The following is a 12,022-nucleotide window of genomic DNA, read 5'->3' as shown; positions in this document are numbered from 1 at the left end:
AACCCAAGGCAACTTTTATTGCCTCTTATCGCTACGCTGCGATCAGCGAAGCCTTGAATTATGGCACAGTTTTTAAGCCTGTGTCAAATTTTTGAAATTTTTTTGATCCCTGGGATCTTTTCAAAAACCTCTTCGGTGCCTGCTGTGCTTATCTAGCGAAAGCTCATTTGTGTGCAGCGAAGCCCTCCATTGTGACACAGTTTTTTGGTCACTGATCATCTTTTTGAATTTTTCGTCTAATTTTTGCAACCGCCCCCGGATAATGGCCCTATGGCATTACTCACACTCATGAACGCGTCTCTGGCTTTTGGTCACGTCGCACTCCTTGATCACGCCGACTTTTCTTTAGAAACATCAGAGCGAATCGGCTTGATTGGTCGCAACGGCACAGGCAAATCTTCCCTCCTCAAGATACTGGCGGGCATGGAGCGGGCGGATGACGGTAACTTGCATGTCCAACACGGCGTTTGCATCGCTTACGTGGCTCAGGAACCCATCCTGGTGGCTGAGCACACGATTTTTGAGTCTGTGCGCGAAGGCTTGGCCGAAGTGATGAAGTGGATCGACGATTACACGCACAGCCGAGGCGACCTGGACACCTTGCAAGGACTGATCGAATCACGAGATGGTTGGGGCTGGGAGCAAAGACTGGAAGAAACCCTGCAACGATTAAAACTCGACCCCAATGCGATTGTTCAGTCTCTGTCTGGTGGCATGCGCAAGCGTGTGGCATTGGCGCAGGCCTTGGTCACACGACCCGACGTTCTCTTGTTGGACGAACCCACCAACCACCTCGACTTGAATGCCATCACTTGGCTCGAAGACCTGCTGATTGACTTCAAGGGCAGCGTCATTGCCATCACCCATGACCGCGCATTTTTGGACCGCATTGCGACCCGCATCATTGAGCTGGACAGGGGCAAATTGCGCCCATATCCTGGCAACTATGCTGCCTACCAAATTCAAAAAGAAGAGCAACTGGCACAGGAGGCCGTGATTCAGGCTAAAGCCGATAAATTACTGGCTCAAGAAGAGATCTGGATTCGCAAAGGCGTGGAAGCGCGCCGCACGCGCAGCCAAAGCCGGATCACCCGCCTGCAAAACCTGCGCAGTGAACGCGCTGCCCGCCGTGAAAAGGTGGGCAATGTGAAGATGGAAGTCGCCTCGGGCGTGCCCAGTGGCAAGCTGGTGGCCGAATTGACCGACGTGAGCAAGAGCTTCACACAACCCGATGGCAGCGTGCGCACCATCATCGACAAGTTCACGGGCACCTTGCTGCGCGGCGACAAAATTGGCTTATTGGGTCCCAACGGCGCAGGCAAGACCACCTTGCTCAAGCTCATTCTGGGTGAACTCGAAGCAGACAGCGGCGAAGTGCGCCGCGGCACCAAAATGGAAGTGGCCTACTTTGACCAGATGCGCGACGCACTGGACTTGGATGCCACGCTGGAGGACTTCATCAGCCCTGGCAGCGAATGGATCGAGATCGGCAACAAGCGTCAGCATGTCAAAAGCTACTTGGGCGACTTCTTGTTTTCGCCAGCTCGCGGCACATCGCCCGTGCGTTCGCTGTCTGGCGGCGAGCGCAACCGCCTGCTGCTGGCACGCTTGTTTGCACGCCCGGCCAACGTGTTGGTGCTGGACGAGCCGACCAACGATTTGGACATCGAAACACTGGAACTGCTCGAAGAGCTGTTGCAAACCTACGAAGGCACGGTGTTCTTGGTCAGCCATGACCGCGCCTTCATGGACAACGTGGTCACCGGCATCATCGCCTGCGAAAGCGCCCCGGACCAGCCCGGCTTCTGGCGCGAATACGAGGGCTCGGTGCAGGACTGGCTGGTGCAATCGCAACGCACCCAAGCCATTCGGGCGCAGGCTGCTCAGCGCAGCGGATCGACGCCCGTGACTGGGGCTGCGCCCGCCACGACTGCCGCCGCTCCGGCGGCACCGGCCCGCAGCAAACTCAGCTACAAAGAGCAGCGCGAGCTTGCAGAGCTGCCCGCCAAAATCGAAGCCCTGGAAAAAGAGCAGGCCGATGGACGTGCCCAACTGGCCGATGGCAGCATTTACCAACGCGACCCTGGACTGGCACAACAACTTTTCAAGCGAGACACCGAGATCGATGACGTGTTGTTGGCGGCCATGGAGCGCTGGGAAGTGCTGTCGGCACGCTGAACTGCCCTTTCTGTGTCGAAGCGGTGACCTGAAAAGTGAGCGTTAGGCCCTACATTCAAAACCATGACCCCCTCAGAACTCAGCGCCTTGTTGGTGCTGGCCACCGTGAGCAGCTTCACCCCCGGGCCCAACACCACTCTTTCTACCGCCCTGGCTGCCAACCACGGCCTGCGCCGGGCCATGCGCTTTGTGTGTGCGGTGCCGGTGGGCTGGGGCATTTTGTTCGCACTGTGCGCCACGGGCTTGGGCGGTTTGGTGGTGGCTTTTCCGCCTTTGCGATGGGGCATCGTGACCTTGGGCACGGGCTATTTGCTGTGGCTGGCCTCGCGTTTGTGGCAAAGCGGCAGCTTGCAGCAAGCCGACAGCGCCAAGCTGCAAGTGGGCTTTGTCCAAGGCGTGGGCCTGCAGTTCCTCAACATCAAGGCCTGGATGCTGGCGCTCGCCATCGTGGCAGGTTGGGTGGCTGGGCGCGAAGACGCCACAGCCCGAACGCTGGTGCTGCTGCCCATCATGGTGGCCTATGGTTTTTTGAGCAACCTGACCTATGCGGTCGCAGGCTCCATGCTGCGCCACTGGCTGGCACACGGACGACGCCTGCTGATGTTCAACCGCTGCATGTCTGTGGCCCTGGTGGCCACGGTCTTTTGGATGTTGAACGGCTTGCGCTCTAACGCCGCCTGAGGTCTGGTCAAGCAACTGGCCACCGAAAGCGACACCACCCAAACAACCCGCCCAATTTAAGCGCCCCATGAGCGACATCCCGCAACGACGAGAAACCCAAGGCCTGTGGCTTGGCCTGTTGGGCGTGGTGATCTTTGCGCTCACCTTGCCCATGACGCGCCTGGCCACCGGCACGGCAGATGCGCCGCAGCTGTCGCCCTGGTTTGTCACCTGGGGGCGGGCCGCGCTGGCGGGGGTGCTGTCGGCGATTTACCTGTTGGCCGTGCGCGCGCCTTGGCCATCGGCCGAGCAACGCGGGCCTTTGTATTTGTCACTCGCGGGCAATGTGATCGGCTACCCGCTCCTGTTGGGTTGGGCCTTGCGGCACGTCACAGCCAGCCACGCGGCCGTCATCACCGCCTTGTTGCCCCTGGCCACAGCCGCAGCAGCCGCTTGGCTCATGCACCAGAGGGCACGCTTGGGCTTTTGGGTGTTTGCGGCCTTGGGCAGCAGCTTGGTCGCGGTCTACAGCGTGCTGCGGGCCGCACAAATGGGGCACGGTTTTGGCCTGACCTGGGCCGACAGCCTGTTGCTGGGCGCTGTGGTCGCCGCCTCGCTGGGCTATGTGGCCGGGGCCAAAGTCACGGCCAGCCTTGGCGCTGAAAAGGTCATCAGCTGGGTCTGCGTCATGGCCTTGCCCATCACGCTGCCCGGAGCATGGCTCACCTGGCCCACCCAGCCGATCGCCACCTCCGCGTGGCTGGCTCTGTTGTACGTCGGGGTGTTCTCCATGTGGGCCGGTTTTTTCGCCTGGTTTCGGGGTCTGTCCCTGGGCGGCCCCCTGCGCGTGAGCCAGCTGCAATTGCTGCAGCCCTTCATCAGCATTCTGGCCGCCATCCCTTTGCTGGGAGAATCGCTGGATGCGATGACGTTGGGCTTTGCCTTGCTGGTCGTGCTCACCGTCTTCATGGGGCGGCGCATGGCCAACACCCCTTCACCCGATAAACACAATCAATGGAGCAAAAAATGAATTGGACGCTGGCCCAACGCGCCGAAAAAATGAACCCCTCGGTGATCCGCGAGATCCTCAAGGTCACCGAAAAGCCCGGCATCATCAGCTTTGCGGGCGGTCTGCCCTCGCCGCTGACTTTCCCGATCGAGGCCATGCGCGAAGCCAGCGAGCGCGTGCTAAGGGATGACGGCAAAGCCGCCTTGCAATACGCCGCCAGCGAAGGCTACGCCCCTTTGCGCGAATGGGTCGCACAAGACCTGCTCAAGCAAGGCATGCACGTCAGCCCCGACCAGGTGCTGATCACCACCGGCAGCCAACAAGGCCTGGACCTGGTGGCCAAGATCCTGATCGACGCGGGTAGCCGCATCCTGGTCGAGACGCCCACCTATCTGGGCGCACTGCAAGCCTTCACCCCCATGGAGCCCATCGCCGTCGGCGTGAACAGTGACGAGCACGGTGTGGATGCCGCCGACCTGCGCGCCAAAGTCGGCACCGGAGCCGACAAAGCCCGCTTTGTGTATTTGCTGCCCAACTTCCAGAACCCCACGGGCCGCACCATGACCGAAGAGCGCCGCGCCGCCGTGGCCCAAGTCGCCACCGAAACCGGCTTGCCCATCATCGAAGACAACCCCTATGGCGACTTGTGGTTTGACGCTCCGCCAGCGCCATCCCTCAGTTCGCGCCATCCCGAGGGCAGCGTTTACTTGGGCTCGTTTTCCAAAATTTTGGCCCCCGGCCTGCGCCTCGGTTATGTGGTGGCCCCCAAAGCGCTCTACCCCAAGTTGCTTCAAGCCAAACAAGCGGCCGACTTGCACACACCCAGCTTCAACCAGCGCGTGGTAGCAGAAGTGCTAAAAGATGGCTTCATTGACCGCCATGTGCCCACCATCCGCGCGCTGTACAAACAGCAATGCGAGGCCATGCTGGCTGCGCTCGACCGCGAAATGGCGGGCCTGGGCCTATCTTGGAACCGCCCGGTGGGCGGCATGTTCTTGTGGGTGCAACTGCCCAAGGGCCTCAAAGCCATTCCTTTACTGGACAAAGCCGTTGAAAAAGGCGTGGCCTTTGTACCGGGCTCTGCCTTCTATGCCCAAGATGCCAGCGAAAGCACGCTGCGCCTGTCGTTTGTGACGGCCACGGTGGACCAGATCAACACCGGCATGAGCGCGTTAGCTGCCGCGATCCGCGAATCTATGCCCGGCAAATAAGCATGCTCAAGATTTGGGGGCGCATCAGCTCGATCAATGTGCGAAAAGTCGTGCTCTGCGCACAAATGCTGAACATCCCGTTTCAGCGCACAGAAGCCGGTTTGAGCTTTGGTGTGGTCAACACACCAGACTATTTGATGCTCAACCCCAATGCCATGGTGCCCACCATCCAGGATGGCGAATACACACTGTGGGAATCCAACGCGATCGTGCGCTACCTGTGCGCACGGGAAAACCAGCTTTACCCTTCTGACTTGCAGACCCGCTTCACGGCAGAGCAATGGATGGACTGGCAACAGACCAGCCTCAATCGCGCCAGCGGGCCTGCCTTCGTGCAATGGATTCGAACGCCCGAATCCCAACGCAATCATGACCTGATTGCCCAATCGGTCGCAGCCACTGAACCCTTGCTGGATTTGCTCGATCAACAGCTGCAAAAGCAAGCTTTCATTGCGGGCGCGCAGATGAGCATGGCCGATCTGCCCATCGCATGCGAAGTGCACCGATGGTGGGGTCTGCCGCAAAGCCGTCCCCGCTGGCCACATCTGGAACGCTGGTACGCACTCATGCGCCAGCATCCGGGAGCAGCGGGTGTATTGGATTTACCTTTGTCCTGAAAGACATTTCCACCATGAAAACCCGCGCCTACCAACAAGTCGACGTCTTCACCGACACCGCCTTTCTGGGCAACCCCCTGGCCGTGGTGCTCGATGGCACGGGCCTGAATGATGCGCAAATGCAAACCTTTGCCGCCTGGACGCAGCTGAGTGAAACCACCTTTGTGCTGCCGCCCACGACCGAAGGGGCAGCGGGCGGGGCCGATTACCGGGTGCGGATCTTCACGCCTGGGGCTGAGCTGCCCTTTGCAGGCCACCCCACGCTGGGCACGGCCCACGCTTGGTTGAATGCGGGCAACACGCCTCGACAAGAGGGGGTGCTCGTGCAAGAGTGTGGCGTGGGTCTGGTGAACCTCAAACAGCTGGACGAGCGCTGGGCCTTTGCGGCGCCGCCACTGAACCGCTCAGACATCTCGACCGAAGACCTTGCCCCGGTGTTGGCGGCATTGGGGCTGGATGCGTCAGAAGTCATCGCTGCGCAACACCTGAACAACGGCCCGCACTGGCTGGGCCTGCTGGTCCATGATGTCGAGACGGTGTTGGCCCTGACCCCTGACCATACGGTTTTGAAAAAGCTGGGCACCAAAGTCGGCGTAGCGGCCAAGCGGCAAGCCCCAGAAGGTGGGCTGATCCGCCGCGCCAACCGCGAGGCCCGCGCCTTCGCGGCATCCTCCCGGATGGCCAACGACCCGACGGATCTGGAAGTGCGCGCCTTTGCCGCCCCGGTGGGCGTGACCGAAGACCCGGTCACAGGCAGCCTGAACGCGTCGCTGGCGCAATGGCTGATGGCCGATGGCCACATGCCTGACCACTACAGCGCCCGCCAGGGCACGGTGCTGGGCCGTGCGGGCCAAGTGTTCCTCACCAAAGACGCACAAGGCCAAGTCTGGGTCGGCGGCGATGTGGTCGGCTGCATCCAGGGCGTCGTCGACCTCTGATCACTCCAGCGACAGGCGCAAGCACCCAGGCTGCGCACAATCTCAGCCCATGGGAACACTCTATTTGGTCCGCCACGGACAAGCCTCTTTCGGGGCCGATGACTACGATCAACTCAGCCCGCTGGGCCGCCAACAAGCCGTGCGCTTGGGCGAATACCTGCGCCCCAAGCTGCAAGACAAACCCATCGAAGCCGTGCTCATGGGCAGCTTGAAGCGCCACCGCCAAACTTGGGAAGGCATTGCCGAAGGCGCGGGCCTGCCGCACACGCCGGACGTGTGGCCGGGCCTCAATGAATACGACAGCCACGCCCTGATCGAGTCCATCCACCCCGAGCCGCTGGCCAAGCCCGACACGCCCGAGTTGTACCGCCACCACTTTCGGCTGCTGCGCGACGGCCTGCAGGCCTGGATGGCCGGTCGCACCCAGCCACGGGACATGCCCAGCTATGCCGACTTTGTGGGCGGCATCGAAGCCGCGCTTGACCATGTGCGGCAAAACCATTCGGGCGATGTGATGATCGTCTCCAGTGGCGGCCCCATCTCCACCGCCGTGGGCCGCGTGCTGGGCACCCCGCCTGAGACCACCATCGAGCTGAACCTGCGCATCCGCAACACGGCGCTGACCGAATTCGTGTTCACCCCCAAGCGGCACATGCTGCTGACCTACAACACCTTGCCGCACCTGGACAGCGACGCACACAAGGACTGGGTGACTTTTGCTTGATTGAGATCATGCTTTGCGCGTAATCCCTAGGGATGACCTCAAAAACTCAGGGGCAAAATCACAGGCATGAATTTTTCACCCACCAGGTCAGATCCTGGACATGCCCAAGGCATCGCACTCAGGGCCAAGACCCCGAACGAGGCCGCTGTCTTGGCGCTGGACTTGGCAGCATGGTTGGTTGGTTTTGATCTCCACACCTCGACGCAATCGGTCACGCTTGAACATCCAGAGGGAGGCTTGTTGGTGCAATGCAGCTTGCAGCCCAATGCCCTTGAGCAACTCATGCCCAACCACGACACACTGGGCCTGCACCAAAGGCTCAGACAGAACAAGGATGACCCCCCAGACTGGACGGTAGAGCGAGAGATTGCCGTGGCCCTGCTGGGCTCGCCCCACCTTTTCAGCTTTGCCAACTTGGCAGCCCTGCAGTCGCACATCAGGGTCAGGCGCAACATGGTGCTGGCCGCCCGCAAGACTGCGCTGGCTTTCAAAACCGAAGCGGCCGAACGCCCAGAAGCCGACTGGCACTACGAAGACGGTCCCGGCTTCATCCTGCAGCCCGGTCGCCCGCTGATTGCCGCCTTGGTGGCCGCCACCCAGCCCGAAGCCACTGGCAAGCTGTACGATTTTTCTTGCTACCGCGCCACCGAATACGTGATTCTTTTGGGCATCGCCCAAGAATTGGCGGCCCACCACCCCGCTTTGCTGGCCGATTTGCAGCAACTCAACGAACGGCACGCGGTTCGGTCAGGGCAATTTCACGATGTTTTTTTGATCGAATACGGCAGCATGGCCGCGCCTTTGCCCAGCCGGTTTTATGTGCCCGGCGATCGGCTGTGGTTCCGCAACCCCGACGAACGATCGTCCGACATCGAGGGTTATGAAGGCTCTTGGGTGATCTACATGGGGGGGGGTCTCTTCAGCAACTTTTGGCAGCGCGATCGACCGTTCACCTTGGAATCCAAAGCGATTGAAATTTTCCACTGGCGCCACGGCGCCATGGTGGACAGCCAAGGCCAATTGGTCATGGACGAGTCGGTGGTTGAAAAGCATGTGGCCCAAACCGAACGCGACCCCCAAGTTCGGCAGCAGGTGCTGGAGCGCATGGTGCGCATGCGCGACCCCCAAGGGGTTTATGCCGAAGGCGGGTGCATCGATGCCACACGCGAGCACCCGCGAAGCGTCAGCCCAGATGACTGCCAATTGGTCTTGCCGACTTTTTGAAACCCTGTACCGGATTGAACCCCGTCGGACAATCGGACTCGCCCCCCAAAGAAGCTCAACCCGTCTGCTCATTCAATGTGGTTGGCGGCAGTTGGTCGATTTCGGTGAGCAACTGCGCCAGAGCGCGGCCTGAAGCGTCCAGCAGCGCTTGGCCCTTGAGTGGGGTGGCCGCAGCCGCATTGCCGGCGGCCCCATGCGGGTTGTAGTCCTGCATTTGCCAGCCCAGCTTGGCGCTTTTGCCATTACCCAAAATCTCGAACCGCTCGGCGCGGTCTTGCGCGGTGGATCGGAAGTTTTGCGCCTGGTCCATGCGCACCGTGTCGGGACGCAGCGCCAGCATCATCGAGGTTTCGGTGTCACCCGCGTGCACACCAAAGCGGTGCTCCTCGGCGCTGAACATCGCGTTCACATCCGCGCCTTGAGCGTCGCGCAAAGGCAAATTGAACCAACTCACGCTGTACACCAACATGCCCCGCCGGGCGCGCAAGTCGCGGGCCACGATGTCCATCACGCTCACTTGCCCGCCGTGGGCGTTGAGCAGCACCAGCTTTTTCACGCCGCTGGCAGCAACCGACTCACCGATGTCGGTCCACAAACGGATCACGGTCTCGGCCTTGAGCGTCAGGGTGCCTGCAAATCGCGCATGCTCGGGGCTCAAGCCCACCGTTTGGGTGGGCAAAAACAAGGCAGGCAGATCAGCGGGCAAATGCGGCCAACAGGCCTGCACCACGCCGTTGACCAAATCGGTGTCCACCGACAATGGCAGATGAGGCCCATGCTGCTCGGTGGCGGCCACGGGCAAGACAGCGATGGCCCGATCCCGTGCCAAAGCCTGAAAATCGGTGGTGGTCCAGTCGGCCCAAAGACGTGAAGGATTTTGCATCTTTGGCATCTTAATGGAGCCGGGGCGTGTACAGTGCCTTTCCCATACGCCTTGCCGCAAGTGTGGGGACCCTTGAAGGATGGTTGTGAAAGTTTCCGTGATGTCTCGTGGCTGGACCCGCCTGCAGGTCTGGACTTTTTTGGGGGCCTTTGTCTGCATCGGCCTCCTGTTGGCATGGCCTCTGCCCAGCGAGGCTCAAAGTGGCGCATTGTTTTCCTCCAAGGCCGCCACCTCGGGCACACCGGGTACATCGAGCACCCCAGCGGCCCATAGCGTTTTGTTGTCGGCTGGCCGCCACGTGGTCAGCACCGAACAAGTGCGGGCCGAATTGCTGGTGGACGCCCCCCAAGGCATCCAAGCGGGTCAGACCTTTTGGTTGGGGCTGCAGATCGAGCACCAGCCCGATTGGCACACCTATTGGCAAAACCCCGGCGATTCGGGTTTGCCCACGCGCCTGCAATGGCAACTGCCTGCCGGTTTGCAAGCGGGTGACATCGCCTGGCCCTTGCCCAAAAAATTCCCGATTGGCACTCTGGCCAACTATGGCTACGAAGGCCTTTTGCTTTTGACCGTTCCGATCACGGTCTCGGCGAATTTCAAATTTCCGGCCAACGCGCCCTTGACCGTGCAGTTGCAGGCCGATTGGCTGGTCTGCCGCAAAGAATGCATCCCACAAGAAGGGCAATTGGCCTTGAGTTTGACCTCTGCCACAGCTCAAACGTCCCATGCGGCCTTGTTTGACAAAGCGCGCGACCAGAGCCCTCAAAAAATGGCGCAGCCGCAAGCCCACAACCCGGTGGGCAGCGGTGCACAAACCACTTTGTCGCCCGACGGTAAGCGCCTGAACCTGCAGGTGACAGGCCTGCCAGACAGCTGGCGCGGCCAAATGCTCAGCGCTTTCCCGATCACGCCCAACGTGGTGCACAACGCCGCCGTGCAAGGCAAAGACTGGACACAGAACTGGCAAGGCGCGGTCTGGAACGCCCAAATCCCGGTGTCTGAAGAGCGGGGCGACAGCCCCCGCAGCATGCGCTGGGTGCTCGCCTTAGGGCCAGAGTCATCCCCCAAAACACCGGCTTTTGAGCTTGAAACCCCAGTAGCAGGCTCTTGGCCCCCAATCACACAAGCCGCCCCCGCTGAAATTTCACCGGCCCTTGCCAAGGCGCTGGCCGAGAATGCCCGACTTGCAGAAAAACCAGCGGCATCCAGCACCACCGCTCTGGGTTTGACCCTGGCCATTTTGGGCGCACTGGCAGGCGGCTTGCTGCTCAACCTCATGCCCTGCGTGTTCCCCATCCTGGCCATCAAGGTGCTGGGCTTTGCGCAAGCCAACACCTCGCAGACCCAACACCGTGCAGCGGGCTTGGCCTACACCCTAGGTGTGGTGCTGTCGTTCATGCTGCTGGGGGGCCTGATGCTGGCCTTGCGGGCTGCGGGCGAACAACTGGGCTGGGGCTTTCAACTGCAATCGCCGCCGGTGGTGGCGGGCCTGGCGCTCTTGTTCACCCTGCTGGGCCTGAACCTGGCCGGTGTGTTTGAGTTCGGAAACATGTTGCCAAGCCGCTTGGCCACAGTGCAAAGCCGCCACCCGACGGTGAACGCCGGTTTGTCCGGCGTGCTGGCCGTGGCCGTGGCCTCGCCCTGCACCGCGCCCTTCATGGGGGCATCCTTGGGCTTGGCGATTGCGCTGCCCGCTTGGCAGGCCTTGCTGGTCTTTGCCGCCATGGGGCTGGGCATGGCTTTGCCCTATTTGGCGGCCAGCTGGTGGCCGGGCATTTCCCGCGCGCTGCCCCGCCCCGGGGCCTGGATGGTGACTTTCCGCCAAGCCATGGCTTTTCCGATGTTGGCCACCGTGGTTTGGTTGCTGTGGGTGCTGGGCCAACAAACCGGCATCGACGGCGCCAGCGGCTTGTTGGCCTTGTTGCTCACCGTGGCCTGCTTGGTCTGGGCGCTGGGATTGCAGGGCCGCACCCGTTGGGTCTTGAGCAGCTTGGCTCTGGCCACTTTGATGTGGTTGGGCAGCAGTTGGTTGCCGCAGGCTTTGCGCGAAGCACCGACAGTCCCGGTGGCCAGCGCCAGCACGTCCACCCAAACCGCCTACGCCCCCGCATGGCAAGCTTGGTCAGAAGCCGCTTTGCAAGACCATTTGGCCGCAGGCCGTCCGGTTTTTGTGGATTTCACCGCCGCTTGGTGCGTGACCTGCCAATACAACAAGAAAACCACGCTGGCCGATGCGCAGCTGCTGGCCGACTTTGCACAACGCCAAGTGGTGCTGATGCGTGCAGACTGGACGCGTCGCGACCCGGCCATCACACAGGCACTGACGGCACTGGGCCGCAGCGGCGTGCCGGTTTATGCCCTGTACAGCTCAGGCAGCACGCCCGTGCTGCTGTCCGAGCTGCTCAGCGTCAGCGAGGTGCAAACGGCCTTGCACCGTCTGCCACTCGCCCGTTAATGACCCCGCGCAGCCTGCCACAATCGGGGGCATGAGCTCTTTCGCCCCCCTCCAAAACGACAGCTTCCTGCGCGCCTGCCTGCGCCAGGCCACCGACCACACCCCCGTCTGGCTCATGCGCCA

At 61.4% G+C, this 12,022-nt stretch carries 10 protein-coding genes; 9 read left to right on the top strand and 1 reads right to left on the bottom strand.

The window, feature by feature from the left end:
- Positions 1–270 precede the first annotated feature (270 nt).
- The 8 genes from ABWQ00_RS15025 (at position 271) to ABWQ00_RS14990 (ending at position 8,561) form a co-directional block, all read left to right on the top strand.
- Positions 271–2,178: an ATP-binding cassette domain-containing protein gene (locus tag ABWQ00_RS15025; protein ID WP_353239469.1), complete on the top strand. Its 1,908-nt coding sequence runs from the start codon at positions 271–273 to the stop codon at positions 2,176–2,178.
- 63 nt (positions 2,179–2,241) lie between these two features.
- Positions 2,242–2,859, top strand: coding sequence for a LysE family translocator (locus ABWQ00_RS15020; protein ID WP_353239468.1), 618 nt, complete (start codon positions 2,242–2,244; stop codon positions 2,857–2,859).
- A gap of 67 nt (positions 2,860–2,926) precedes the next feature.
- Positions 2,927–3,868: a DMT family transporter gene (locus ABWQ00_RS15015; protein WP_353239467.1), complete on the top strand. Its 942-nt coding sequence runs from the start codon at positions 2,927–2,929 to the stop codon at positions 3,866–3,868.
- Positions 3,865–5,058: an aminotransferase-like domain-containing protein gene (locus ABWQ00_RS15010; RefSeq protein WP_353239466.1), complete on the top strand. Its 1,194-nt coding sequence runs from the start codon at positions 3,865–3,867 to the stop codon at positions 5,056–5,058. The genes ABWQ00_RS15015 and ABWQ00_RS15010 overlap by 4 nt, the downstream gene beginning before the upstream one ends.
- A gap of 2 nt (positions 5,059–5,060) precedes the next feature.
- Positions 5,061–5,675, top strand: coding sequence for a glutathione S-transferase family protein (locus ABWQ00_RS15005; protein ID WP_353239465.1), 615 nt, complete (start codon positions 5,061–5,063; stop codon positions 5,673–5,675).
- 14 nt (positions 5,676–5,689) lie between these two features.
- Positions 5,690–6,613, top strand: coding sequence for a PhzF family phenazine biosynthesis protein (locus tag ABWQ00_RS15000; protein ID WP_353239464.1), 924 nt, complete (start codon positions 5,690–5,692; stop codon positions 6,611–6,613).
- A gap of 49 nt (positions 6,614–6,662) precedes the next feature.
- Positions 6,663–7,337, top strand: coding sequence for a histidine phosphatase family protein (locus ABWQ00_RS14995; RefSeq protein WP_353239463.1), 675 nt, complete (start codon positions 6,663–6,665; stop codon positions 7,335–7,337).
- A 66-nt stretch (positions 7,338–7,403) separates the two neighbouring features.
- Positions 7,404–8,561, top strand: coding sequence for a TGL-type protein-glutamine gamma-glutamyltransferase (locus ABWQ00_RS14990; protein ID WP_502908155.1), 1,158 nt, complete (start codon positions 7,404–7,406; stop codon positions 8,559–8,561).
- Positions 8,562–8,616: 55 nt separating this feature from the next.
- Here ABWQ00_RS14990 and ABWQ00_RS14985 read toward each other — a convergent pair whose 3' ends face one another.
- On the bottom strand, positions 8,617–9,444 hold the full coding sequence (locus ABWQ00_RS14985) for a creatininase family protein (RefSeq protein ID WP_353239462.1): 828 nt from the start codon (positions 9,442–9,444) through the stop codon (positions 8,617–8,619).
- Positions 9,445–9,544: 100 nt separating this feature from the next.
- Here ABWQ00_RS14985 and ABWQ00_RS14980 point away from each other — a divergent pair, with 100 nt between their 5' ends.
- Positions 9,545–11,899 carry a protein-disulfide reductase DsbD family protein gene (locus ABWQ00_RS14980; RefSeq protein WP_502908157.1) on the top strand — a complete coding sequence of 785 codons (2,355 nt, stop codon included), beginning with the start codon at positions 9,545–9,547 and terminating at the stop codon, positions 11,897–11,899.
- The last annotated feature ends 123 nt before the right edge of the window (positions 11,900–12,022 follow it).

The organism is Limnohabitans sp., from assembly GCF_040400975.1.
Lineage (GTDB): Bacteria > Pseudomonadota > Gammaproteobacteria > Burkholderiales > Burkholderiaceae_C > Limnohabitans_A.
Note: the sequence above shows the minus strand (reverse complement) of the source record. Positions and strands in the feature narration are given on the sequence as shown.

Coding starts and splice junctions, on each gene's coding strand:
- ABWQ00_RS14985 (WP_353239462.1), bottom strand. CDS start 9,444: ATGCAAAATCCTTCACGTCTTTGGGCCGACTGGACCACCACCGATTTT.
- ABWQ00_RS15015 (WP_353239467.1), top strand. CDS start 2,927: ATGAGCGACATCCCGCAACGACGAGAAACCCAAGGCCTGTGGCTTGGC.
- ABWQ00_RS14980 (WP_502908157.1), top strand. CDS start 9,545: ATGTCTCGTGGCTGGACCCGCCTGCAGGTCTGGACTTTTTTGGGGGCC.
- ABWQ00_RS15010 (WP_353239466.1), top strand. CDS start 3,865: ATGAATTGGACGCTGGCCCAACGCGCCGAAAAAATGAACCCCTCGGTG.
- ABWQ00_RS15000 (WP_353239464.1), top strand. CDS start 5,690: ATGAAAACCCGCGCCTACCAACAAGTCGACGTCTTCACCGACACCGCC.
- ABWQ00_RS15025 (WP_353239469.1), top strand. CDS start 271: ATGGCATTACTCACACTCATGAACGCGTCTCTGGCTTTTGGTCACGTC.
- ABWQ00_RS15020 (WP_353239468.1), top strand. CDS start 2,242: ATGACCCCCTCAGAACTCAGCGCCTTGTTGGTGCTGGCCACCGTGAGC.
- ABWQ00_RS14995 (WP_353239463.1), top strand. CDS start 6,663: ATGGGAACACTCTATTTGGTCCGCCACGGACAAGCCTCTTTCGGGGCC.
- ABWQ00_RS15005 (WP_353239465.1), top strand. CDS start 5,061: ATGCTCAAGATTTGGGGGCGCATCAGCTCGATCAATGTGCGAAAAGTC.
- ABWQ00_RS14990 (WP_502908155.1), top strand. CDS start 7,404: ATGAATTTTTCACCCACCAGGTCAGATCCTGGACATGCCCAAGGCATC.